We start from the raw sequence: 24682 nt of genomic DNA on the forward strand, positions 1-24682 counted from the left end.
CGAGGCCCAAGCAAAGTCTTACTTCCGTTTAGACTGTTTGAGGGCAGCCTCGTAAACCTTTTCAGGCGTGAAGCCAAATTTGGTCAGTAGCGCGCTGAGCGGGGCTGAAGCGCCAAAGCTGTTCATGGCGATGATATCGCCACCCAGCCCTGCATACCGGTCCCACCCGAAAGCAGCCGCCTGCTCAACAGCAACACGTCCCTTAACATCAGGAGGTAATACGCTGTCTTTATAAGCCTGATCCTGCTCTTCAAACAAGTCGAATGACGGGAAGGAGACGACGCGGACCTTGACGCCCTCCGCAATCAGCTTCTCATAGACCTCAACAACCAGGCCCACTTCCGACCCGGACGCCATCAGGATCACATCCGGTTTCGACCCGCAACATGCCAGGACATAAGCACCCTTCGAGAGATTTTCCGCAGGCGCATATTTGCTGCGATCAATCGTCGGCAGGTTCTGACGGCTCAGGATTAGCACGGCCGGCTTCTCCGTCAGCGGCATGATCGTGCGCCAGGCCGCGTCCACTTCATTGGCATCGGCAGGCCGGATCGTCATCAGGCCCGGCGTTGCGCGCAACTGGGCGAGCTGCTCAATCGGCTGGTGCGTCGAACCGTCTTCACCAACACCGATGGAGTCATGGGTGAAGATGTAGATCACCGGCAGCTCCATGATGGCGGAGAGACGGATTGGTGCCTTCATGTAGTCAGAGAAGATCAGGAAGCCTGAGCAATAAGGACGGATGCCGGAAAGGGCGATACCATTGCAGATGGCGCCCATCGCATGTTCACGCACACCGAAATGAAGGTTGCGGCCCGCATAGCTGCCATTCCATTGCGCTGGCTGGAAGCTCCCTGCCCCATCAAATGTCAGATTCGTCTTGGTGGAAGGGGAGAGATCGGCGGAACCACCGATCATCCAGGGCACGTTTTTCGCGATGGCGTTGATGACCTTACCAGAGCTGGCGCGTGAGGCAACACCCTTGGGATCCGCTTCCCATTTCGGGAGATCCTTATCCCAATCTTTCGGCAGACGATGCTCAAAAATCGCCTTGAGCTGCTCAGCCTCATCCGGATATTTCGCCGTATATTCAGCAAATTTCTTCGTCCAGGCTGCGTAGGCTTCTGCACCGCGCTTGCCAAGACCCTGCTTGAAATGGTCCTGCACGCCATCGGGCACATAGAAAGGCTCCGTTGACGGCCAGCCATAGGCTTTTTTGGCACCGGCAATTTCTTCCGCACCGAGGGGCTCACCGTGGGCCGCCGCCGTGCCCGCCTTTTTAGGGGCGCCGTAACCAATGACCGTCTTGAGGATGATCAGACTGGGGCAATCCTTGACTTGACGCGCGGCCTCAAGCGCCTTGCGGATGGCGTTGACATCATTCGCGTCGCTGAGAGTCTGGACATGCCATTTGTAACCCTCGAAGCGTTTGCCTACATCTTCCGTAAACGTGATTTCCGTCGAGCCTTCAATGGAGATCTGGTTGCTGTCATAAAGCCAGATCAGATTACCAAGGCCAAGATGACCGGCTGTTGACGCCGCTTCGGAGGCAACACCCTCCATCATATCGCCATCGCCGCAGAACGTATAGACGTAATGGCTGAAAAGATCCTCAAAGCCGGGACGGCCGTGCGTCGCCTGAATGTGTTTCTCAGCAATCGCCATACCGACGGAATTACCGCAGCCCTGTCCCAGCGGACCGGTCGTGGTTTCAACGCCTGACGTGAAGCGATATTCCGGATGGCCCGGCGTTTTGGAATTGAGCTGACGGAACTGCTCAATATCCTTGACGGTCAGAGACGGGCGATCAACCACCTTGCCATGCGCGACATCACGAATGCCGGTCAGGAAGATGGTTGAGTAAAGCAGAACGGAAGCATGGCCGATTGACAGGACAAAACGGTCCCGCGCAGGCCAAAGCGGTTGCTGGGGGTCGTATTTGAGTTCATGCTGCCAAAGGGCATACATTGCCGGGGCGAGTGCCATGGCCGTGCCGGGATGGCCGGAATTGGCTTTCTGGACGGCATCCATGGAGAGGGTTCGGATGGTGTTGATCGTCAGCTGCGCGATATCACCTGAACCGGCGCCGCCGGAGCCCGCCTGCGCGTTGTACGCGACTTGGTTACTTAAAGAACGCATCAAAAACTAACCTCCAATTTCTCATCATCTCGTTGAACCGACAGACAGGACACAGCAATCGGCTCGACGCTGTAGCGCAGCGATATGGCGACTCCAACCCGACAGAAAATCACACATATTTTGCACAGAATTTTCAGATAGGGTTTTAGGACGCTTCGGCCGGAACGCAAGAGCGTGGCCTAAAAAAACATATCTTCACTCAGCTCTCTAAGAGAGGCCCCGCGTCACAGCCGCTAACCTACGGCATAAAAAGTGGATTTTGCACTTAAACCGGAGCATTCATGACGGTTTCGTCACGAGATAAACATTTTGTGATTTTGCCCCGTCGAGACGGCTCAGAGCGAAATATAGTGCATTAAACGCCATTTTAAAGGCTGGCCGTACCGGAAAAACCTTCGTAGTAAGGAAAATTGGTGCAAGATTTCCCATAAAAGTTGTGATTGCGGGGTTGAATGATGCATCGTTTACGCCGCAATCGACGATGATGAAACATGATGGACAGGGCAGCGCAATGCGCGAAAAAGATTCTGAAGGTCACTTGACTGACGAGCAGATTGCCGCGCTATTTCTCGATGCTGCGCGTGAGGGTGACCTGAACACCATCAAACAATTTATCGATGCCGGTATGGAGATCGACGCGGCGGATAGTCGCGGACACACAGCGTTGATCGTTGCGACTTATAAAAACCGTTACGATGCGGCGGTGCTTTTGCGGCATCATGGCGCCAAGGTGGATGCTGAAGACAGGAAAGGCGCGACTGCCTTAAGCGGGATCGCCTTTAAGGGGCATGAGCGCGTGGCGCGCCTGCTGCTTGAGCATGGTGCGAAAATCGACCATCAAAACCATCTGGGCCGAACACCTTTAATGTTCGCCTTGATGTTTGAGCGCCATGATATCGTCAAACTTCTCCTCGAACATGGCGCTGATCTCGACCTTAAAGATGTGGACGGCGTCTGCGCGCGTGACCTCGCCCATTCACGGACTGAACTGACCCGGACAGATGAACGGGATTTCCGTTCCGAAACGGATCGGACGTAACGTGATGAACCCTTATTGGAGCCCCCTCGTCCATCAATTGGACCCTTATATTCCGGGAGAACAGAGTCAGGAAGCGGATTTGGTCAAGCTCAACACGAACGAGCTGCCCTTCCCGCCGTCGCCTGCCGCACGTGACGCCTTGCGCGCGGCATGTGACGATGATCTGCGCCTTTATCCTGACCCGACAGCCGCAGCTTTAAGGAAGTCGATTGCCCGGCTTTACGGGTGTGAAACGGAGAATGTTTTTATTGGAAACGGGTCGGATGAGGTGTTGGGCCATGCTTTTAGAGCCTTGATGTAGGAGGATCGGCCCATCCTCTTCGCGGATGTCACTTACGGTTTTTATCCCTTTTATTGCCATTTATTCGACCTGACCTATCAACATGTCCCGCTGACTGATGATTTCACAATTAACGTCGATGACTATCTTGAGCAGCCCGCTGGCGGGATTGTCATCGCCAATCCGAATGCCAATACCGGCCTTGCCCTCCCCCGCCGGGAGATTGAGCGTCTTGTCAGTGCAAGGCGGGATTGTGTGGTGCTGATTGATGAGGCCTATGTCGATTTCGGGACGGAGAGCGCCGCGCGCCTCGTCAGCGATCATCCCAACCTCATCGTCGTGCAGACTTTGTCCAAAAGTCGGGGACTTGCCGGGCTGCGTGTCGGCTTCGCCTTGGCGCACCCGAAGCTGATTGAAGGACTGACCCGCGTCAAGGACAGCTTCAACTCCTACCCCCTCTCCCGCATCGCGCAGTCCGGCGCCATTGCCACCATTGAGGATACGGCGTGGCTGAAGGAGACTATGCACCAGATAAAGCAATTGCGGCAGGATCGTGAACCCGCGCGCTTGAGGCGCGGGGGTTCACGATCCTGCCCTCTCAAGCGAATTTCATCGCGGCGCGCCACACGAATATGCGCGCCGGTGAATTGACGCGTCATCTGAGGAAAGAAAATATCCTGGTGCGCCATATGGAGACGCAGCGCATATCCGATTGGATCCGCATCACCATTGGCTCAGAATCGCAGCATCAACGCCTTCTGACGGCCCTTGACCGTCTTCTCCAAACCGATTGAAATGTCCTTAGTTTGGGGATAGTCAGGCTGTAAAGTGGGAGGAGATCGCCTGTAATATCAGACAGATTGCGGGAGGCGTGAAGGCGTCACCTGACGCTCAACATCCGCCTCCTCCATAGCGGCAGAAGCTGTTTCCAAGGCTGTGAGGGCGTAAAGCATGTCGATCCGCGCCCGCCCCTCGAGACGTCGCGCCTCTGACACAGCCCGGCGTGCCTGCGGAAGCCAACTCATAAATTGCTCAACTTCAACATCATCCATGGAAAGCGCGAGGACTTCATATTCTTCCTCATAGATCGCACGCTCAACGCGCGTGCGCTCAGAGCGGAGCCTTTCCTCCCGCTCACACGTGGCCAGGGCATTTGAGCGCGCCAGATTGCGCTCGCTCTTTCGCAAGATGCTGAGCTGCCGGAGGGAGATCTCCTCCGACGGCATGTCATATATAGAATGCATCGTCACCTAAGCCCGATTCCTCGCTGAACAATGTTCCCGCTTCGTTATCCGACGCTGCAAGTTATCCGAAAAGATTATTTTTAAAAACTTCTTTCTTAATCCGGACCTTTATAACGTCCAAAACGTTAAGTTAAACTAAACGGGCTGATATTGTCGCCCTTTCAAATCTTAGCGTAACGTGCTCATTCTGCAACACTAAGTTGAAGTTTAGTAAAAGTTTCAGCCTATTTTTTGTTGTTAATCAATGGTTTCCCTTGAAAATTTACGTTCTCCTTAACTATTACTTAGCAATGGGAAAAAATTTTTCACATTGAAGGCGTAATTGACTTGTCCTTATCAACCCTAGGTAGTAATAAAAATTTATCAGATGTGGAGAATGAAAACATGCGCCTCCTTCTAGTCGAAAATGATTGTGGCGAGAGTGTTTCAGCGCTGAAAACCTTTCACCAAGGCGGGTTTACCGTGGACCACGCGGGGAGCGGTTTCGACGCGATTGAAATGCTACAACATTATGATTATGACCTCGCCATCATTGATCTCTCGATCGATGACCTTGACGGTTGCGATGTCATACGCCGTGTCCGCCGCGCACGCGTTGAAACGCCGATTATCGTGACGTCGCAGGGCAGTTCCGCCCGGGATAAGATTGCGACATTCAATGCCGGTGCGGATGATTTTATTGAACGACCTTATGATGATGAAGAATTGATCGCACGTCTCCATGCGGTCGCAAGACGGTCGCGCGGTTTCAGCACGGCTGTCATTACCCTGGGTAATCTGACAATTGACCTTAACGCCAAGAGCGCTTTTGCTTCCGGCGTCTCCATTCCGCTTACAGGTAAAGAATACGCGATCTTAGAGCTTCTTGTGCTTCGGCGCGGCACGATCCTCACCAAGGATGCTTTCCTGAATCATCTTTATGGCGGACGTGATGAGCCTGAGATGAAGATTATCGACGTCTTCATCTGTAAGCTGCGTCGCAAATTGCAGGAACACGGTATTGGTAATCTCATCGGCACTGTCTGGGGACGCGGCTACGTGCTGATGGAGGAATTCCAACCTGTTTCCCGCGTCATAAACCCGCAACCATCGTCGCTCATCAACGCCTAGGACCCAGCGATATTTGCGAAGGTAAAGCGCACGGCCCCGGCAGGCGTCTCTCAGATTGAGGCGCTTCCGGGGTCAATTTATATGTGCCCTTTTTTTGGCCTTGCTCACTTTATCGGTGTCGATAATCTGGCGACCGACTCAACAGCCTCCGTGAGCGCATCCGCGACGTTTACGACAAGCTGCCCGTCATCCGCTTCAACCATGATGCGGATCAGCGGCTCCGTGCCACTGGCGCGCAATAACACACGCCCGCGATCCTGCAACTGACTTTCCGCATGGCGTTGCGCGTCGATGACGCAATCTGCCTGGAGTGGATTTCCCTCGCTGAAACGAATGCTACGCAGCGTTTGCGGAAAAGGCGTAAACATGCGGCAGGCTTCACTCGCTGGCTTCTTCGTTGCAACAAGCACAGCAAGCACCTGAAGCGCGGCGACAAGACCGTCTCCCGTTGTGCCGTAATCGGACAGAACCATATGCCCCGATTGTTCCCCGCCGATCTGACTACCTAAGGACCGCATGCGCTCCACAACGTAGCGGTCACCCACCGCGGTGCGGTGCAATTCGAGCCCCTGCCCCTGAAGAAAACGCTCCAGCCCGAGATTAGACATCACCGTCGCGACGACATTATTGGTCCGAAGAAGCCCCGCGCTCTGCCAATGGGACGCAATCAAGGCAAGGACCTGATCGCCATCGACGGTCTCACCCCTTTCATCAATGATAATGAGGCGATCAGCATCCCCATCCAGCGCGATGCCAATATCTGCCCTCTCCTGCAAAACGGCTTCACGCAATCTTTGCGGCACGGTGGAGCCACAGCGATGGTTGATGTTGGTGCCGTTGGGTGAACAGCCGATTTTAACGACATTCGCGCCCAATTCCCACAATGCTATGGGGCCGACCCGATAGGCCGCGCCATTTGCGCAGTCGAGAACGATCTTCAATCCGTCCAGGCGACATCGATTAGGAAGCGACGCTTTCGCGCTTTCAATATAACGTCCGGCAGCGTCATTGAGGCGCGAGGCTCGGCCAACATCCTGGGGCAGCGCGAGATAATCCGAGAGATCCTGCGCCATGAGCGCCTCAATTTTGGCCTCATCCTCATCCGACAATTTATAGCCGTCCGGGCCGAATAATTTGATGCCATTATCCCCGAAAGGATTATGGGAGGCCGAAATCATAACCCCCAGATCCGCCCGCAGCGACCGCGTGAGCATGGCGATGGCCGGGGTCGGCAGAGGGCCCACCAAAGTGACGTCCATCCCGGCGGAAAGAAAACCGGAGACAAGAGCGTTTTCAAGCATGTAGCCGGAGAGGCGCGTATCTTTACCCAAAACGACACGATGACGGTGATCACCCCGGCGAAAAAATATCCCCGTAGCCTGGCCAAGCTTTTGCGCGATATCGATTGTCATGGGGAAACGGTTGGCAAGCCCCCGAATGCCATCTGTACCGAAGAGGCGGCGCGTGGACGAAGCTTTGGACATTGACACTGCCTTGTTACAAACAAAATACCTCAGGCTCTGCGGCCTGACTGAAACTTAAAGAAAAAGGGCCGAAGCCCTCTCTCTTTATCCGTGCTGCGGGGACGCCGCGCCCGTCAGGGGACCCGTCCCCCAACCCGTATTGACGGTCGGCACGGAGGCCCGTCGATTCTCCGGCCCGTCATCCGTAACATCGGCTCGCTCAATAGGTTTCCCCTTTAAGAGTTGACTGATTTCATCTCCTGTCAGGGTTTCAAATTCCAGCAGGACTTCCGCCAAACGATGCAGGTCGTCTATGTGTTCCAACAAAAGACTGTGAGCGCGTCGATAGGCGTGATCCACAATATCGCGCACTTCCCGATCAATTTCCTGCGCTGTCGCCTCTGAAACGGGTTTATTCTGCGTGACGGAGTGTCCGAGAAACACTTCCTGACCATTATCACCATAGGCAATCGTGCCGAGCTTCTCGCTCATACCCCATTCCGTTACCATGCGGCGGGCCTGATCGGTGGCCATTTTGATGTCACTTGAGGCACCGGTACAGATATTCTCCTTACCGAAAATGACCTCTTCCGCCGCGCGCCCGCCCATGGCCAGAACCAGCTCAGCAAGACATTTGCTTTTTGTTTTTGAGTAGGCATCTCCCTCGGGTAGGCTCATGACAAGGCCAAGAGCACGCCCGCGCGGAATGATCGTCACTTTATGCACCGGGTCACAACCCGGCGTCAGCATTGCGCAGAGGGCGTGGCCGCCTTCATGATAAGCGGTAAGACGCCTGTCCTCCTCACTCATCACCATGGAACGCCTTTCCGCGCCCATTAACACCTTATCCTTCGCAGCCTCAATATCCCGCATACTGACGGAACGCTTGCCAAGACGCGCCGCCATCAGCGCCGCTTCATTGACGAGATTGGCGAGGTCCGCCCCGGAGAAACCGGGCGTGCCACGGGCGATCACACGTGGGTCAACATCATTACCGAGAGAAACCTTGCGCATATGAACACGCAGGATGCGCTCCCGACCCGTTACATCCGGGTTGGGCACAACCACCTGACGATCGAAACGCCCCGGGCGTAGCAAAGCCGGGTCAAGCACGTCCGGCCGGTTAGTTGCGGCAATCAGGATCACGCCCTCATTGCTTTCGAAACCATCCATCTCCACCAGCATCTGGTTGAGTGTCTGTTCCCGCTCATCATTTCCGCCGCCCAACCCAGCACCGCGATGACGCCCGACCGCGTCGATCTCATCAATAAAGATGATACAGGGCGCTGATTTTTTACCCTGCTCAAACATATCCCGCACGCGGGACGCGCCGACACCGACGAACATTTCCACGAAGTCAGAACCGGAAATACTGAAGAACGGCACATTGGCCTCGCCCGCAATGGCGCGCGCCAACAGCGTTTTACCCGTGCCTGGCGGCCCGACAAGCAATGCGCCTTTCGGGATTTTACCTCCGAGACGCGTGAATTTCTGCGGATCTTTCAGGAAATCGACGATTTCCTCCAACTCACTTTTCGCCTCATCAATACCGGCAACGTCACTGAAAGTGACTTTCCCCTGCTTCTCACTCAGCAATCTGGCGCGCGAGCGTCCGAAGCTCATCGCCTTGCCATTCCCCATCTGCATTTGACGGAGAAACAGGATGACGATACCGACCATCAGGATGATAGGTAGGTAGTTTGCGATAGCCCTTAAAATCGGGCTTCCCTCAGGCTCAGGCGGCTTGGCATTGACTTCAACACCTTTGGACGTCAATCGCGAGACGAGGGTCGGGTCAATTGGCGCATAGGTCTGGAAAGCAACGCCATCCTTTAATTTGCCGGTAATGTCCTGATCCCGGATGGTGACGGACCTGACCTGACCTTTGTCGACGTCATGGACGAAGTCGGAATAGGCAAGCTGCTGCGTCACAGCGTACTCATTATGCGGTTGGAAAGCGACGAAGACCATGACGATCGCAACGATGATCGCTATCCAGACCAGAAGACTACGCCCTAGGTTATTCATAAGATTCTCTACCAAAATACAGCCCGGCTCGGGCGTGATCGCACATGACTGATTGTCGAACAGATGAGAGGGAAACTCAACTCAGTGAAGATAACATAAGTATGAGCACGCGTGTTACCAACCCCGCCTGAGGACGCTTTGTCGTTAAAAAACAGGTTCAGCCCATGATCAAACCATTAACATCCTGTTTGACAGCTAAAAGATGAGAGTTCGGTCGAGGTGTCGCGCCATAAGGAAGCATCGGTGACGGGTGCGCCGCGCCGCGCCACAAAGCGAAGATGCGCCACCGTCGCATCCCTGCAGAACCCGAAATGAGGGACGGCGATAAGTTGATCACCGCGCCAGATGGCGGGCAGTGCCATGAGACAGCGTGAGGGCAGGTCCCGCGTCTTGAATTGCGACGCGGCCCCGCCGAGGCGTCGGATGGTGAAACCCGGCACGGGGCGTCCCTGGAGGCGCCATCGACGGTCCCAGATGAGACCCTCTGCCCGCGCAACATATTTGATGTCAATAAACTGCGCGGCCGCATCAGGCTCCCGGACGAGGCACCAGCTCCGCGTCACGCCCGCACTTCGACGCTGAAAAAACCACACGCCGCCCAACGTTGCGTCCTGCACAGCTGTGCGGAGCTGCGCCAACCGTCGCTGGGAGGGTGCCCAATCCGCACCGGAAACAGCCTGACAAATACGCGACAATATTTCAGGCGGTGGCAGTTCCCCATCAATACGGACAAAGCCAAACGGATGCGGAATGAGCTGCTCGCAATAAGCGGCCAGGCTCGTTTCGGCCGCCTGACGTAAAGCGGCGTGTCGGCGCGTCTCAGTCGAAGCGAGGTCAATATCCGGCTTTGACAGGCTTTGCCGGATCGCAACACGACGAAACTGCGCGTTGCGATTTGACGGGTCTTCAATCCATCCCAGGCCTTCTGCGTCAAGGGTTGCCCGTAATCGCTGGGGCGGAATGTCTCGTAACGGGCGGATGATCCGAACGTCAGGTGTGAAACGGGCAGCCGCCATCCCGGCAAGGCCGGACGCGCCGCTCTGTTTTTCCTTTCTTAAAAAATAAGTCTCGGCCTGATCGCGGCGGTGATGCGCCACTAGAAGATCCATCACGCCATGTTGACGACACCATTCTGTGAGAATGTCATATCTCGCCGCGCGCGCGCGCGCCTGCACGCCGCGCATTTTTGACAGATGGGTGAGGCTCAGAATATGGGCTTCCCTCCCGTGAAAGGTCAGAATTCGCTGCGTTTCCTGTGCTTCCTGCGCTGCCTCGGGGCGTAACCCATGATCGACGATCAGGGCGACGCTGTTCGCGCGCCAGCGATGCGCCAGAATGCCGAGGCAAAGACTATCTGCACCGCCGGAAACCGCGACGGCAACGCGGTAACGTGTCTTATCCGCAGGGAATGGCCCGTAAGGCGACATCAGCCCCGCAAATTCATCTTCTTGAACCGGCAAAAACTGACTCAGCCGCAATGCGCCCGTCGGAAAAACGAATTATAGGCCTTGCGAATGCGCGCTGACATATCTTGGAAATCATGTTTCAACTTCCCTAAAGCCTCGCACGCATCGTTACGTCGGTCCAGAGCCAACATGGAGGCCGAGACACCAAGGAGGGATTCCTGTGCGGAAACAGCGCGGGGTGCGGCTTTATACGCGTCGAAATAAGCCAGAGCCGAACCCTTGTAATTTTTCTGCCCGGCAAGAGATTGTGCAAGGAGAAACCGCGCATCAACTTTCGTCTTCGTATCACGCGCCGCTTTGATGGCCACCTGCGCTTTTGACTGGCTGACATCAAAATTGCGCGCTGAAAGCGCCGCTCTACCTTGCTTGATGAGATCTGCGGGGGAAGCGGCTTTGGCACTCTCTCTCTTTTCCTGAGATACCGCGGCAGTGTCCCTATTTTTGGCCCCCATGCCTGAACCCGCGCCTGCATTGAATTGCGCGTCATCCAGTTTTTTATTCAGCGTCTTAGACCGGGTTTTAACCTGATTGCTCAATTGGTCAACATCACCACGCAATTCCCGTTGCGACGCTTCCAGAGCGGCCACGCGCTGTAATAATTGCGCGACGAGATCGCGCGTCCCGCCCTCGTCCTCCGCGTGCGCGCTGAGCGGCGACGCGGAAAGGAAGATCACGAGGCCAAGCCAGGTGATGCAGGAAAGTCTGGTCAGCCAATGAGCGTTGTGATGTCGCAATTTGTCTCTCCACGCCGTATGATGCGAGGATCAATCCAGCCTGCAGGTAAGTTTATAATCGACCCGATTCGGGACCGCGCCGACTATATTCGTTAAATGATAAAAAGCCCGTCCGCAACCAAAGCCTTCACCTGGATTGCGGTCGGCGCGTTTTTACTGAACAGAGGTGATTGAATTGCGGTTCTGCGACCACGCTTCCTCATTATCTCCCTGCGCTGTTGGACGATCCTTGCCGTAAGAGATCGTGGTGATGCGCGACGCACTCACACCCTTAGCCACGAGGTAATCCCGCGCGGCATTGGCACGACGCTGGCCGAGAGCAATATTATATTCCTCCGTCCCGCGATCATCACAATTTCCGGCGAGTTGCACGGTGACTTGCGGGTAACGCCCCAGCCATTCCGCCTGCTTATCAAGCGTCGCCTGCGCATCGCTGGAAAGCTCATTGCGATTGAGCGCGAAATAAACCCGGTCCCCGACATTGGCGACGAGATCAGCTTCGCTGCCGGGCGTCACGCCCGTTTCCTGTGCGACGGCGCCATTGCCATCAGTGGAACCGGTATTGCTTGGCTTACCGGAGCATGCGGTCAACGCAAGCGCGATACCGACACAGCTTAAGAGTTTGAAATTCATAATATGCCATCCTGAAAGGCCGGCCTGATTTCAGGTCCGAACCAGATAAACGGATCGACTACTAGGATGAGGGATGAATTCAAACCCCATCGCGCAGCGTTTTTTGGACATAAAGCGTCCGATTCTTCCATAATCAAACTTCCCGGAGGCGGTCAAGTTCCCATGGAACCACCTGAGAAACCTTAATAACGTAATTGGCGGGTTCTCTGGAAAATTGGCCGCATTATGTTTGAAAATCTTAACCGTTATAAGGTGACCAGGCCGGGTCAGACGCACCGGTGCGCGTCGGAATCGTCCGACCATGGAAACCGGTAATGTCAATCGTGTCGATCATCGTTGAAAAACCTGCGCCGCGATGTCCGGCCCGCGTCTGACGGCAATAGGCCAGCACGCGCCCATTCGGGCAGAATGTGGGACTTTCGACCGTAAAGCCCTCTGTCAGGATACGTTCACCCTCACCATCCGGCCCCATAACCCCAAGAGAGAAACTGCCATTGGCGATACGGCTGAATGCAATCACATCCCCGCGCGGCGACCAGACGGGGGAGCCATAACTGCCCTGACCATAGGAGATACGCCGTGCATTACCGCCTGATGCGCTCATGATATAAAGCTGGGGCGACCCGCCGCGGTCCGAGTTAAAGACAATCTGCGTGCCATCGGGGCTGAAGCAGGGGCTCGTATCGATGGCGCATGAATTGGTGATCTGCCGTTTCGCGCCGGAAGCGAGATCAACCACCCATATATCAGAACCGCCCGCCCGCGTGGCGGACAGCACAACCTGATGACCATCGGGAGAGAAACGGGGCGCAAAGGAGATACCGTGAAATTCTCCGAGTAATCTCTGCTGCGCCGATTTGATGTCGAAGAGATACACACGCGGGCGGTTATTGGCGTAGGACATAAAAGCGAGGCGATCCTGACGCGGGTCAAATCGCGGTGTGAGGGTTAGCCATCGTCCCTGGGTCAGAATGTGCGCATTTTCCCCGTCCTGATCCATAATGGCCAGCCGCGTCGTCAGCTGACGCCCCGGACCCGTGCGGGAAATATAAGCGATGCGCGTGTCGAAATAGCCTTTTTCACCTACCAGGCGCTCATAGATGACGTCAGCGATGATATGTGCGATGCGGCGCCAGTTCGCCCGATTGGCGGAATAACGCGTGCCCTGAATCTGCCCACCGGTGAGGACGTCCCAGAGGCGCATCTCAACCTGCACATCCCCGCTTCCCAACACATTGCCACTGACGGCTGCGCGCGCACCCTGGCTTTTCAGCATCTCAAAGTCAGGTGCGCCGGGGGACGAGGCCAGCACCTTGAAAAGCCCCGTATTTCCAAGATCTGCGGCAATGACCTCGCTGATCTGCGCACCCAGACCGGGCCCGAAGCTCGGGATGCCAATGGAGATCGGGGCAGAGCGGGCCTGATCGACCGTGATGGCCGCGCCCGACTGGCCCAAACCCTGCGCAAAACCGAAACGGGGTGAAAGGGCGGAGAGGCTGATCGCGGCCACCCCTATGCCAAGAGCTGTTCGACGAGAAAGGAGGAACTGGCGCAGGCTTTCAGCCTCGTCATCACTAATGAACATATCAGTGCCACGCATATCAAGCTCCTCCATCAATGATCTTGGCCGAAGATTATGGCCTAAAAATGAACTTTAACCGATGCACGTCACCGAGCATTTGCGGCGGCAGACGCAGTTTGGCACATGTCGGGCTCAGAACAGCCTGGCGGGCGCGCTCAGCGAAAACCTGAAAAACGGGATCAGATTCCGCCCGCCGCATTGTATCGGCGGATAATTCCGCGCGACGCGCAACGCCCTGCGCATCCACGGTGATTTCCAACGCGGCGGAAAAACTTGCGTAATTCTGCGCGGCCGTATCCTGCGTATAGCACCGTCGCACGCCCTGCCCGATGGCCCCACGCTGCGTGGGCGTCAACGCGCTTGTGATATCCCCTTCCGGCGCGTCGGCCCCTTTCGGGGCACCACCCTGTTTCGGATTGGCACGCGCCTTGGGCGGGTGGGTCTTCTTCTGATCAACGCGGAACGCATCAAGTGTTGAAAGCAGGGAATGGGAATCCGTCTGCATTTTCTTCGTCACATTGGGCTGCGTAATGTGTGATGGCTGAAAAATTTTGGGCGGCGCGACGTCCTTGCGGGTCAAGGCCTGTGGCGGCACCACCTGATGCGCTGCAGATGGCGGTGAAGACGGCGTCGGGACAGTCTTGATCGGCTCCGCATCGTCATCCGGGAGCTTTTCCATTGGTTTGAGCTCAGGCAATGTCTGCGCGTCACGCGTCGCCGCGGGGGGGATGGGTGGCGGCGGTGGCGGGGCGGGCGGTGGCTCCTCATTCGGCACGTTCGGCGAGGGCGGCGCATCCTCAGTCACTGGCGCAGGGGCAGGCGACTTCTCTTTAGAAAGTTGATCTGATTTATGCGGGATCGAGGGCGGCGCATCCACATCAAGCGTGACATCGACGGAATCAAGCGGGGGTGGCTCCGGCGGGATGGATCCATGTATGTGGATGAGAATCCAGAGGATCACGCCTAGATGCAGCAGCCCGGACGCCACAGCCGAACGCCGGAAACGCCGCGTATCCGCAGAGAGAGGACGGTGCAATTTCGACCCCTTCCCCTATTGACCCGCCGGCTGTTCCCGCGTGTCAAGCGCGATGCGTTTGAAGCCGGCCCCCGCGATCATGGCCATGATACGGGCCACCTGGCCATAACTCAGGCGCAGATCCCCCCGCACATGGATGCGCTGCTGCTGGTCATCATGCACGCGCTCACGCAACAGCGCGACGAGATCCTGCTCCGCTACCGGATGGTCATCCAGATAAATCGTCCCATCCTCTTTGACGGAGACATTCACGGGTTTGACATCGACATTATGCAGCGCGGCGCTGGATTTCGGCAGGTCGACATTAATACCGCTCGTCAACATCGGCGCTGTCACCATGAAGATGATAAGCAGCACCAGTATGACATCGACAAGCGGGGTGACGTTGATTTCCGCACTGGGACGAAAGCGACGCCCCCGCCGCGACCCTCCGGCAGATGGCATGCCCATTTTTCAGCTCCGCTCTTCTGACTGACGGGACAGGATCGCGGCAAACTCAATCCCGAAGGAATTGAGACGCTCCGCGAAAAGGTCCAGAGCGCCGCTGGTGACGTTATACGCGACATAAGCCGGAATGGCCGTCAGGAGCCCGATCGCCGTGGCGAAAAGGGCCTCGGAGATACCCGGCGCGACGACGGCGAGGTTGGTATTATGCTGCGCGGCAATGGACCCGAAAGCGTGCATAATGCCCCAGATCGTCCCGAACAAGCCGATAAAAGGCGCGACCGGGCCAATTGTCGCCAGCGCGATCAGCCGCTTGCCAAGGCGATCCATCTCCCGCGTGACGGTGATGGTGATGGCGCGATCGACACGTTCCCGCACGCCACCACGGCTCATATCCGCACCGTTGATCTGGGCGGAGCGCCGCCATTCCCCCATCGCCGCGCCGAAAACGGCGGCCATGGGGTTGGAGGGTTTCGCCCCTTCCGCTTCATAAATATCGTCGAGACTGCCGCCGGACCAGAAGCGCTCCTCAAAAGCGTCCGCTTCATGATTGACGCGCCGGACCGACATATATTTTTCAATGATGACGGCCCAGACAAAGGCGCTGCAAAAAACGAGCCCCAGAATGACAAGCTGCACGACGATGGATGCGTGCATGAAAAGGTGCAACGGGGACAGGTTGATCGCTTGCGCCCCCAGATTTGCTGTATCTACCGTACGATCCAATCCAACCTCCCTGGGGAGGCCCGCCTCCCCGTATACACCTCAGGACTCGCGCCCTGATTTTGCTTTCTTTACGATGATTTGCTGCCCGCGTCACCTATCGAGATGGGCCGCGCGGTATGCACCCAATGCTGACACAATCTGCGGCGGGAAACGCCCGGGCCTGTTCGTGGCACGATCAAGGCAGACAAGCTCAACTTCCAGACGCGCACATTCCTCGCCCTTGCGCTCAATCACCTGCCTTATAATCGATCGCGAGATGGAAGTTTCCATTTCTTCCGAGTAGACGATGATCTCATCATCAAGGTAAATCGGCTTGCGGTAATGGACGGTCAGGCTGCGCACGAGAAAGACACGTTCTTCCTCCTCCGCCAGTTGCTGGAGGGAAATCCCATTCTGGCGCAACAGCTCCGTCCGTGCACGATCGGCGAAGTGCAGATAGCGCGCGTGATAGACAATCCCTGCCGCGTCCGTATCTTCGTAATAAATATGAACGGAAAATTCATGGCGCATCGATGGATCCATCAAACGGGAGGTCACTTTGCATCACGGCATTTTTGGGCGGCTTCAGGCCCAGATGCGCCCAGCCCCGTTCACCCAGGACGCGCCCCCGCGAGGTGCGCATGATCAATCCCTCCTGAATCAAATAGGGCTCAACAACATCTTCAAGGCTGTCGCGCGCCTCGGACAAGGCTGCGGCAAGTATTTCAATACCGACCGGCCCACCATGATGGAACGTCGCAATCCGCATCAGATAACGCCGGTCCATCGCGTCCAACCCGATGGGGTCGACCTCCAGCCGCGTGAGGGCCGCATCCGCCATCTCCCGCATGATAGCGCGGTCTCGCGGTGCCCCGACAGCCGCGAAATCCCGCACGCGGCGCAGCAGGCGTCCGGCAATGCGCGGCGTCCCGCGTGAGCGACGGGCAATTTCCGCGGCGCCGTCTTCCGTCAAATTGACACCGAGGCGCACCGCACCGCGACTGACGATCGCACGCAATTCCTCAGGCGAATAAAAGATCAGCCGCAACGGAATACCGAAGCGATCTCGGAGGGGCGCAGCCAACAAACCGGCGCGCGTTGTGGCAGCGACCAATGTGAAAGGTGGCAGGTCAATCCGCACGGATCTCGCCGCGGGCCCCTCACCGATAATCAGATCGAGCTGATAATCCTCCATGGCGGGATAAAGGATTTCCTCAATGGCCGGCTGCAGGCGGTGAATTTCATCAATGAAAAGCACATCACGCGGCTGGAGATTTGTCAGAATAGCGGCGAGATCCCCGATCCGTTGAATGACCGGCCCGGATGTTGCCCGGAAACCAACCCCCAACTCCCGCGCGACGATCTGGGCAAGGGTGGTTTTGCCTAACCCTGGCGGACCGTGGAGAAGCACGTGGTCCAGCGCATCGCCCCGCTCCCGGGCAGCCTGGATGAAGACGGAAAGATTCTCGCAACTGGCGCGCTGGCCCGTAAAGTCATCAAGCGTTTGCGGCCGCAATGTGCTCTCGGAAAAATCATCCTCTTTCCGTTCAGGGTCGAGGATACGGTCCGCTGGGGCGCTCATCGTCCGAGTTCTTTCAGCGTCAGGCCCAGGATTTTCTCCAGATTCGCCCCTTCATGGCTTTTAATAATGCGAGTCAGGACATCCCAGACTTCCACCCGGCGGAAACCGAGGCTTTCCAAAGCCGTCATGGCCTCACCCTCAAGAGAGGAGGATATGCCCGGCGTTGTCGGACCAGCGACCGACGCGGATTCAGGCAGGCTCGCCGTTTTTGCCGAAAGCTCGGAAATGATGCGGCTTGCCAGGCGCGGCCCGACTCCCATCGCGCGGGCGAGTTGGGCCTTGTCGCCACTGGCGATGATCAGCGGCAGGGTCTCTGGCGGGCAGACGGAAAGGATCGCGAGCGCGACTTTCGACCCCACACCCTGCACCGTCGTCAAGGTGCGGAACCAGGCGCGCTCCCCCTGCGAAGCAAAACCGAAGAGCTGGATCGCATCCTCACGCACATGCATCTCAATCAGCAGCGTCGCCTTTTCGGATGAAGGTGGCAAGTGCGATAAGGTTGGGCTGGATACGGAGACAACATACCCCACGCCGTTAACGTCAATCAGGCAGTGATCAAGCTCCGTTGCGACGACATGTCCGACGAGGCGTCCGATCATGCCATGCGCCTTCCTCGGGCATAAGCGGCGTGGCTTGCACGATGATGGGCGTGGCAGATGGCCACGGCCAGCGCATCCGACGCATCTGCTTTTTTTATGATGGCACCGGGAAGGAGACGCGTGATCATGAGAGTCACCTGTTCCTTCGTGGCTGCACCCGTCCCCACGACAGATTTTTTGACTTGCTTGGCACCGTATTCCGCCACAAGTAACCCCTCATAGGCCGGCACTAAAAGTGCAACGCCGCGCGCATAGCCAAGTTTGAGGGTGGAAGCGCCATTGCGATTGACGTACGTCTCCTCCACTGCGGCTTCCTGGGGGGTAAATTCTCTGATGAAAGCCGTCAAAGCGCCATGGAGCTCACACAGGCGATGCGGCACGGACTCATCGCCGTCACTGCCAATCACGCCGGAAGCCACGTGGCGCATAAGGTTGCCCTCAACATCGATAATGCCCCAACCTGTAAAGCGCAGACCCGGGTCAATGCCGATCAGCCGCTTCATTCAGGCAGCCAGGGCCCGCGCGACGTCGTCAGGGAGGTCAAAATTGGCGTAAACGGCCTGCACATCGTCATTATCTTCCAGCACGTCAATCAATTTAAGGACAGAACGCGCCGTTTCCTCATTCAGCACCACGCTGTTTTCCGGCCGCCAATCCAGCTTTGCGGCCTGCGGCTCCCCGAAACGCGCTTCAAGCGCGTCGCGCACGGCAAAGAAGGTCTCCATCGCGCAGGTGATCTCATGCCCGTCTTCCGTCAGGAGGAGATTATCGGCGCCAGCTTCAATCGCAGCATCCAGCATCTCCTCCTCACTTGCCACTTCGGTCGGGAAGTTGATGATCCCGACATGCGCGAACATGAAGGAAACGGAATTGCTCTCACCGAGCGAGCCACCATGTTTTGAGAAAGCGGCGCGCACTTCACTCGCTGTGCGGTTACGATTATCCGTCAGACCTTCCACAATGATGGCGACGCCCGCCGGGCCATAACCCTCATAGCGGACTTCGGTGTAATCATCCCCTACCCCCGCCCCGGAGGCTTTTTTGATGGCCCGCTCGATATTATCCTTCGGCATGTTGATTTCACGCCCGGCCGTCATGGCCGCACGCAGACGCAGATTGGCCGTCGGGTCCGGCGACCCGGAGCGCACCGCGACGGTAATTTCGCGCAGGACTTTCGCGAATTGCTTGGCGCGTTTCGCATCCTGCGCATCTTTGCGGTGCATAATGTTTTTGAATTGTGAATGGCCGGCCATTCTTACCCCCGGGCTAAGCGTGTCACGCCAATCGACCGTGACAATGTTTAAACTTCTTGCCGGACCCGCAGGGGCACGGCGCGTTACGTGGCGTTTCTTCCATCGCGTTGAACGACAAAATCTCGGGCGACGGGTCCTTATCCATCCGCGGCACCACATTGCCATCCACCCCGATGACCTCATCATGCGCAAAGGTCATCTGAGCGCCAAATACATCCTGTCGCGTCTCCGCAAAAGCCTCTGCCTCACGCGGGGAGAGAATTTCAATGCGGGAAAGTGTGGATATTGTCCGATACCGTAACTCATCCAGCATATTGGAGAAGAGGTTAAAAGCCTCATGCTTATATTCATTTAACGGGTCACGTTGTCCATAGGCGCGGAGGCCGATCCCTTCACGAATCCGGTCAAGGGCATGGAGATGCTCCTTCCAGACGGAGTCAAATGTCGTCAGCAGGGCCTGCTTTTCGATGCTGCGCATCAAAGCGGGGCCGATATTGGCGGCGCGGGCAGCGGCGGATTGCGTCGCCTGCTCTTCCACCCGTGCGGAAACGACATCCCGATCCACGCCATCCTCCTGCGCCCAATTCTGAACCGGGACATCGAGGACGAGAAGTTGATGCAGATCCGTTTCAAGATCCGCGCTTTCCCATTGTTCGGGGAAGGATTTTTCAGGGATACGCGCCGCGACCGCATCCTCGATCGCATGGGCGCGCATTTCCTCAATCACACTGGAGACATCCTCCATCGCTATATATTCACGCCGATGCTGATAGACCTCCTTGCGCTGATCATTCATCACATCATCATATTTGAGGATATTTTTACGCAGGTTGAAATTGCGGGCCTCGACTTTTTTCTGCGCGCGCTCCAGCGCTTTATTGAGCCAGGGATGAACAATCGCCTCCCCCTCTTTCATACCCAGTTTCTTCCAGAGTGACCCCATTTTCTCACCGCCATAAATGCGCATGAGGTCATCTTCCAGTGACAGGAAGAAACGTGAGTAGCCCGGATCACCCTGACGGCCGGAACGTCCGCGTAACTGATTATCGATCCGTCGGCTTTCATGGCGCTCTGTGCCGATAACGAAGAGTCCCCCCAGGGATTTGACGCGCTCGTGGTCCTCCGCCACTTTGGCGCGCAAATCAGCCTCACGCGCGGCGCGTTCATTTTCATCTTCAATGGCGGCGATCTGCTGCTTGATCAACATCTCGACATTACCGCCCAGTTTGATATCCGTCCCGCGCCCCGCCATGTTGGTAGCGATGGTGATGGAGCCGGACGCCCCGGCCTGCGCGACGATCTGCGATTCCATCTCATGGAAACGGGCATTCAGCACCTGATGCGGCACGCCACGTTTTTTGAGCAGAGCGGAGAGATGCTCACTTTTTTCGATGGATGTCGTGCCGACAAGGACAGGCTGGCGCGTCGCCGCAACTTCGGAGATGAGATCGGCCACCGCATCAAATTTCTCTCGCGCGGTGATATAAATTTCATCATCTGTGTCGATACGGGCGACCGGGACATTGGTCGGGATTTCCACGACATCAAGCTTGTAGATCTCGGCGAATTCATCCGCTTCCGTCATGGCCGTGCCGGTCATGCCTGATAATTTTGGATAGAGGCGAAAATAATTCTGAAAGGTGATCGAGGCCAGAGTCTGGTTTTCAGGCTCAATCTCAACTTTTTCCTTGGCTTCCAGTGCCTGGTGAAGCCCATCGGAATATCGCCGCCCATCCATCATGCGGCCGGTAAACTCGTCAATAATAACGACTTTGCCATCCCGCACGATATATTCGACATCACGCTGGTAGAGCGTATAAGCCCGCAGGGATTGCTGCACATGATGCGTGACCGCGACATTTTGCAGGTCATACAACCCGCCATCTGACAGGACACCAGCATCGCGCAGGGCGTCTTCAACCGCATCCGCGCCCTGCTCCGTCAAAATAACGGAACGCGCTTTTTCATCTTTTTCATAATGCTGAGCTGATTTGACCAGTTCTGCGACCACCACATCGACGGCGCGGTAAAGTTCCGACGTGTCGTCGGTCGGGCCGGAGATAATCAGGGGCGTCCGGGCCTCGTCAATCAAGATACTATCCACCTCATCGACGATGGCATGATAAAATGGCCGCTGCACCATCTCTGAGAGGCCATATTTCATATTATCGCGCAGATAATCGAAGCCGAACTCGTTATTTGTGCCGTATGTGACGTCAGCCGCGTAAGCTTCCCGACGCTCCTCATCCGATATGTTGGAGACGATCACGCCGGTTTTGAGGCCCAGAAAACCATAAAGCCGACCCATCTCCTCTGCATCGCGACGCGCAAGATAGTCATTGACCGTGACGACATGTACACCCTTGCCCTGAAGGGCGCTGAAATAAGCAGCGAGGGTTGCGACGAGGGTTTTACCCTCACCCGTGCGCATTTCGGCAATTTTGCCGGCATCCAGCACCATACCACCGACAAGCTGCACATCAAAGTGCCGCATGCCGAGCACACGCCGGGATGCCTCGCGACAAACGGCGAAAGCTTCCGGCAAGATTTTCGACGGTGCCTCCCCGGCGGTGATCCGCGCACGGAAATCATACGTCCTGACGCGCAAAGCGTCGTCACTCAAGGCCTGCATCTGGGGCTCAAGGGCATTGATTTCGGGCACACGCCGCTGAAAGGCTTTGAGCGAACGCTCATTTGCGGTACCAAAAAGCGCACGGGCGAGAGATCCGAACATAATAGTCCTTTTGACAACCAGAAGCTGAACGACTTCAGAAACAAGGCGAGAGATTCTAACACCAACACCATCTATCGCCAACACCTGCATTTACCAGGTCAAGTCCGATGTCGCGGCTTCTTACCCCCTGCAACCTTGTTGAAAGGCGCGCTGGCCGCGTTCTCCCGCCTGGGAGGGGGTTTTATTAAATTACGATTATTTAGCCGCCGCGTCTTGTTATGCTACCTCAAAGCCTTCATAATCCGCGACCGACGCAATTCTTTGAGGGTTAAACAACATGCGGCTTATCCGCTCCGCGCTCCTTGGCGCCATGATCATTTCCAGCACAGCTTTGTCGTCCTCGGTTATCGCGGCGCCCGCTCCGGCGAAATCGACAGTGCCTGTCCCCGCAGCAAAAGAAAATGAAAACCCCCTTATTGCCTCCGTTAATGGCGAGAAGATCTATCTTAACGAGGTCAGACAGGCCGCTGCCAACCTGCCCCCTCAATTGCAGCGCCTCCCTGTCCAGACGATCATCGGCGCGTTGACGAACCAGATGATCAGCCAGAAAGCGGTTCAGATCGCTGCAGAGCGTGATGGGCTGGCCAAGAAGCCTGAAGTCAAGGCCATGATGGAGAACGCGGCAAACAGCGCGTTACAGAACGCCTATCTCTCCGAGAGAGTCCGCCCGATGGTGACGGATGCCGCCATCCAGCAGGCTTATCAGAAAGATTACGAAGCCCATAAAAACGATATTGAGATCCACGCGCGCCACATCCTTGTCGCGACGGAAGTGCAGGCGAAAGATGTCATTTCCCAGTTAAAAAAAGGTGCAAACTTCGCCGATCTGGCTAAAAAACTTTCCACCGATAAAGGCACGGGTGCGAGTGGCGGCGATCTCGGTTGGTTCAAGAAAACCGACATGCTTCCGGCTTTCTCGGATGCTGCTTTCAAAATGAAGCCTAATACCGTCAGCCAGAGACCGGTTAAAACGCAATATGGCTGGCACGTGATTGAAGTTCTCGGCAGCCGCAAGGCGAAAGTGCCGCCCTTGAATGAGGTGCGGGAGGAAATCCGTCAGCAGCTCGTGCGTGAAGACGTGCAGAAAGTGGTGCAGAACGCCATGTCGCAAGTCAAAATCGTCCATTACGACGATAAAGGCAAAGCTGTGGCGCCGACCAAGGCGAAATAATTTCGAATAGGCGATCTCAGCCATATTTATCGGGGCCCGGCTTTTACGACAGCATTGTCGGGCCGGGTCCCTTTTGATTCAGCCGCCGCGAAACGCCGTCCCCAACGATTTACTCTCTTAGAGTGCAGAAAAGGACCCAGATCATGGCCAATATTACCTCCGTCTCCCCTTTGGCGTGCCCCTTGCCGTCATTCATACCGGTCAAGGGTGTGCGTCTCGGCGCGTCGGCGGCGCAGATCAAATATATGGACCGGCCTGATCTGATGATGATGGTGTTTGATAAAGGCACGTCGGTTGCAGGAGTCTTCACGAAAAGCCGCTGCCCGGGGGCGCCGATTGACTGGTGCAAAGCCTGCCTTTCACTCGGTAATGCGCGGGCGCTGGTCGTTAATTCGGGCAATGCCAATGTCTTTACCGGGCGGGCGGGGGCGCAGGCGACGCAGGTCACGGCCGCCCATGCCGCGCGGCTGATCAGCTGTGCGTCATCCGAGGTTTTTCTGGCATCAACAGGGGTCATCGGGGAGATTTTACCTACTCAGAAAATCACCGATGCTCTGCCTGGTTTATTCAGCAGCCTCACGGCTGAGGGTTGGGAAGACGCAGCCCGTGCCATCATGACGACGGATACCTTCCCGAAAGCCGTGTCCAAGCAGGTGAAAATCGGCGACACGATGGTGACGATCCAAGGCATCGCCAAGGGAAGCGGCATGGTCGCGCCCGACATGGCAACGATGCTGGCCTTTATCACGACGGATACCCGGATTGGCCATGACGCGTTGCAGACGCTCGTCTCTAGCAACATAGAAACCAGTTTCAACAGCATCACGGTCGATTCCGACACGTCCACCTCGGACATGGTCCTCGCATTCGCGACCGGTGCCGCCGCAAACGACAAGATCCGTGACGTGAATGACCCATCTTTTGCCGATTTCCGCCGCGCCTTCGCGGACACGATGCAGGAACTCGCCATTATGATCGTCAAAGATGGGGAAGGCTTGAGTAAGCTGATCGAAATTGATGTCTCGGGCGGCGTCGACTCGCATTCTGCAAGGCGTATCGGGCTGTCTGTCGCCAACTCGCCCCTCGTCAAAACCGCAATTTCAGGTGAGGATGCGAATTGGGGCCGGATCGTCATGGCCGTAGGGAAAAGTGGTGAGCCTGCCAATCGGGATACGCTTTCCGTCGGGATTGGCGGTCACTGGATCGCGCGTAACGGCATGTTACTTGTGGGTTATGAGGAAGCCCCCATTCAGAAGCACCTGCATGAGCGCCACGTTACCATTCAGATTGATCTCGGCCTTGGCAATGGAGCAGCGCGGATTTGGGGTTGCGATCTGACCCATGGTTATGTCGATATTAATGGTTCCTACCGCAGCTGATTTCGGGCGATTTGACACGTGGCCCGGCTCCATAAGGTGCGGATGGGGTGCAGCGCAGCAC

Annotated in this window: 21 protein-coding genes and 1 pseudogene; 5 read left to right on the forward strand and 17 right to left on the reverse strand. The window is 56.5% G+C overall.

The genetic code is table 11. The features are described 5' to 3' along the window. Positions 1-18 precede the first annotated feature (18 nt). Positions 19-2139, reverse strand: a complete 2121-nt coding sequence (tkt, locus tag AAYR33_05780) for a transketolase (protein XAO72406.1) — start codon at positions 2137-2139, stop codon at positions 19-21. Between the two features lie 538 nt (positions 2140-2677). Between tkt and AAYR33_05785 the strand changes: the two genes are divergently transcribed. Both AAYR33_05785 and hisC read left to right on the forward strand, forming a co-directional pair. Further along, the gene (locus AAYR33_05785) at positions 2678-3178 is read left to right on the forward strand and encodes an ankyrin repeat domain-containing protein (protein ID XAO70602.1); all 501 of its coding nucleotides are present in this window, start codon (positions 2678-2680) and stop codon (positions 3176-3178) included. Between the two features lie 4 nt (positions 3179-3182). Beyond that, a pseudogene (gene hisC / locus AAYR33_05790) lies at positions 3183-4252 on the forward strand (histidinol-phosphate transaminase). Positions 4253-4309: 57 nt separating this feature from the next. Here hisC and AAYR33_05795 read toward each other — a convergent pair. Continuing rightward, entirely contained in the window at positions 4310-4702 is a 393-nt protein-coding gene (locus AAYR33_05795) for a hypothetical protein (protein XAO70603.1), read from the reverse strand. Positions 4703-5086: 384 nt separating this feature from the next. Here AAYR33_05795 and AAYR33_05800 point away from each other — a divergent pair, with 384 nt between their 5' ends. Continuing rightward, positions 5087-5812: a response regulator transcription factor gene (locus AAYR33_05800; protein XAO70604.1), complete on the forward strand. Its 726-nt coding sequence runs from the start codon at positions 5087-5089 to the stop codon at positions 5810-5812. A gap of 104 nt (positions 5813-5916) precedes the next feature. On the opposite strand, the gene glmM is transcribed toward AAYR33_05800, so the two are convergent. From glmM to secA, 15 genes are all read right to left on the reverse strand, one after another. Continuing rightward, a complete protein-coding gene (gene glmM / locus AAYR33_05805) occupies positions 5917-7296 on the reverse strand; it encodes a phosphoglucosamine mutase (GenBank protein XAO70605.1) in 1380 nt (459 codons plus the stop codon). An 84-nt stretch (positions 7297-7380) separates the two neighbouring features. Further along, positions 7381-9303, reverse strand: a complete 1923-nt coding sequence (ftsH, locus tag AAYR33_05810; protein XAO70606.1) for an ATP-dependent zinc metalloprotease FtsH — start codon at positions 9301-9303, stop codon at positions 7381-7383. Positions 9304-9479: 176 nt separating this feature from the next. Further along, a complete protein-coding gene (gene tilS, locus AAYR33_05815) occupies positions 9480-10763 on the reverse strand; it encodes a tRNA lysidine(34) synthetase TilS (protein XAO70607.1) in 1284 nt (427 codons plus the stop codon). 8 nt (positions 10764-10771) lie between these two features. Next, on the reverse strand, positions 10772-11503 hold the full coding sequence (locus AAYR33_05820; protein XAO70608.1) for a tetratricopeptide repeat protein: 732 nt from the start codon (positions 11501-11503) through the stop codon (positions 10772-10774). A 153-nt stretch (positions 11504-11656) separates the two neighbouring features. Further along, positions 11657-12136, reverse strand: coding sequence for a peptidoglycan-associated lipoprotein Pal (gene pal, locus AAYR33_05825; GenBank protein ID XAO70609.1), 480 nt, complete (start codon positions 12134-12136; stop codon positions 11657-11659). Between the two features lie 238 nt (positions 12137-12374). Further along, complete coding sequence (gene tolB, locus AAYR33_05830) at positions 12375-13736, reverse strand: Tol-Pal system beta propeller repeat protein TolB (protein XAO70610.1); 1362 nt, start codon at positions 13734-13736, stop codon at positions 12375-12377. A gap of 34 nt (positions 13737-13770) precedes the next feature. Further along, a complete protein-coding gene (locus AAYR33_05835; GenBank protein XAO70611.1) occupies positions 13771-14754 on the reverse strand; it encodes an energy transducer TonB in 984 nt (327 codons plus the stop codon). Between the two features lie 15 nt (positions 14755-14769). Beyond that, positions 14770-15204: a biopolymer transporter ExbD gene (locus AAYR33_05840; protein XAO70612.1), complete on the reverse strand. Its 435-nt coding sequence runs from the start codon at positions 15202-15204 to the stop codon at positions 14770-14772. 3 nt (positions 15205-15207) lie between these two features. Then, positions 15208-15924, reverse strand: a complete 717-nt coding sequence (gene tolQ, locus AAYR33_05845) for a protein TolQ (GenBank protein ID XAO70613.1) — start codon at positions 15922-15924, stop codon at positions 15208-15210. Between the two features lie 90 nt (positions 15925-16014). Further along, positions 16015-16434, reverse strand: a complete 420-nt coding sequence (locus AAYR33_05850; protein XAO70614.1) for a YbgC/FadM family acyl-CoA thioesterase — start codon at positions 16432-16434, stop codon at positions 16015-16017. Then, entirely contained in the window at positions 16424-17485 is a 1062-nt protein-coding gene (gene ruvB, locus AAYR33_05855) for a Holliday junction branch migration DNA helicase RuvB (protein XAO70615.1), read from the reverse strand. The genes AAYR33_05850 and ruvB overlap by 11 nt, the downstream gene beginning before the upstream one ends. Next, the gene (gene ruvA / locus AAYR33_05860) at positions 17482-18084 is read right to left on the reverse strand and encodes a Holliday junction branch migration protein RuvA (GenBank protein XAO70616.1); all 603 of its coding nucleotides are present in this window, start codon (positions 18082-18084) and stop codon (positions 17482-17484) included. The genes ruvB and ruvA overlap by 4 nt, the downstream gene beginning before the upstream one ends. Then, positions 18081-18587 carry a crossover junction endodeoxyribonuclease RuvC gene (gene ruvC / locus AAYR33_05865; protein ID XAO70617.1) on the reverse strand — a complete coding sequence of 169 codons (507 nt, stop codon included), beginning with the start codon at positions 18585-18587 and terminating at the stop codon, positions 18081-18083. Before ruvC ends, ruvA begins: the two co-directional genes overlap by 4 nt. Next, a complete protein-coding gene (locus AAYR33_05870) occupies positions 18588-19337 on the reverse strand; it encodes a YebC/PmpR family DNA-binding transcriptional regulator (protein XAO70618.1) in 750 nt (249 codons plus the stop codon). Between the two features lie 22 nt (positions 19338-19359). Beyond that, positions 19360-22071, reverse strand: a complete 2712-nt coding sequence (gene secA / locus AAYR33_05875; GenBank protein ID XAO70619.1) for a preprotein translocase subunit SecA — start codon at positions 22069-22071, stop codon at positions 19360-19362. A gap of 277 nt (positions 22072-22348) precedes the next feature. On the opposite strand from secA, the gene AAYR33_05880 reads away from it, so the two are divergent. Further along, a complete protein-coding gene (locus AAYR33_05880; GenBank protein XAO70620.1) occupies positions 22349-23242 on the forward strand; it encodes a peptidylprolyl isomerase in 894 nt (297 codons plus the stop codon). Between the two features lie 143 nt (positions 23243-23385). After that, on the forward strand, positions 23386-24621 hold the full coding sequence (gene argJ / locus AAYR33_05885; GenBank protein XAO70621.1) for a bifunctional glutamate N-acetyltransferase/amino-acid acetyltransferase ArgJ: 1236 nt from the start codon (positions 23386-23388) through the stop codon (positions 24619-24621). Positions 24622-24682 lie beyond the last annotated feature (61 nt).

Source organism: Acetobacteraceae bacterium (assembly GCA_039613835.1).
In the GTDB taxonomy this organism is placed as follows: Bacteria; Pseudomonadota; Alphaproteobacteria; order Acetobacterales; family Acetobacteraceae; genus Sorlinia.

Excerpts from the sequence above, each read along its gene's own strand:
- AAYR33_05840 (XAO70612.1), bottom strand. The coding sequence starts at position 15,204 with ATGGGCATGCCATCTGCCGGAGGGTCGCGGCGGGGGCGTCGCTTTCGT.
- AAYR33_05800 (XAO70604.1), top strand. The coding sequence starts at position 5,087 with ATGCGCCTCCTTCTAGTCGAAAATGATTGTGGCGAGAGTGTTTCAGCG.
- AAYR33_05795 (XAO70603.1), bottom strand. The coding sequence starts at position 4,702 with ATGCATTCTATATATGACATGCCGTCGGAGGAGATCTCCCTCCGGCAG.
- ftsH (XAO70606.1), bottom strand. The coding sequence starts at position 9,303 with ATGAATAACCTAGGGCGTAGTCTTCTGGTCTGGATAGCGATCATCGTT.
- AAYR33_05880 (XAO70620.1), top strand. The coding sequence starts at position 22,349 with ATGCGGCTTATCCGCTCCGCGCTCCTTGGCGCCATGATCATTTCCAGC.
- secA (XAO70619.1), bottom strand. The coding sequence starts at position 22,071 with ATGTTCGGATCTCTCGCCCGTGCGCTTTTTGGTACCGCAAATGAGCGT.
- AAYR33_05850 (XAO70614.1), bottom strand. The coding sequence starts at position 16,434 with ATGCGCCATGAATTTTCCGTTCATATTTATTACGAAGATACGGACGCG.
- tolB (XAO70610.1), bottom strand. The coding sequence starts at position 13,736 with ATGCGTGGCACTGATATGTTCATTAGTGATGACGAGGCTGAAAGCCTG.
- ruvA (XAO70616.1), bottom strand. The coding sequence starts at position 18,084 with ATGATCGGACGCCTCGTCGGACATGTCGTCGCAACGGAGCTTGATCAC.
- ruvB (XAO70615.1), bottom strand. The coding sequence starts at position 17,485 with ATGAGCGCCCCAGCGGACCGTATCCTCGACCCTGAACGGAAAGAGGAT.
- argJ (XAO70621.1), top strand. The coding sequence starts at position 23,386 with ATGGCCAATATTACCTCCGTCTCCCCTTTGGCGTGCCCCTTGCCGTCA.
- ruvC (XAO70617.1), bottom strand. The coding sequence starts at position 18,587 with ATGAAGCGGCTGATCGGCATTGACCCGGGTCTGCGCTTTACAGGTTGG.
- pal (XAO70609.1), bottom strand. The coding sequence starts at position 12,136 with ATGAATTTCAAACTCTTAAGCTGTGTCGGTATCGCGCTTGCGTTGACC.
- AAYR33_05870 (XAO70618.1), bottom strand. The coding sequence starts at position 19,337 with ATGGCCGGCCATTCACAATTCAAAAACATTATGCACCGCAAAGATGCG.
- glmM (XAO70605.1), bottom strand. The coding sequence starts at position 7,296 with ATGTCCAAAGCTTCGTCCACGCGCCGCCTCTTCGGTACAGATGGCATT.
- tkt (XAO72406.1), bottom strand. The coding sequence starts at position 2,139 with ATGCGTTCTTTAAGTAACCAAGTCGCGTACAACGCGCAGGCGGGCTCC.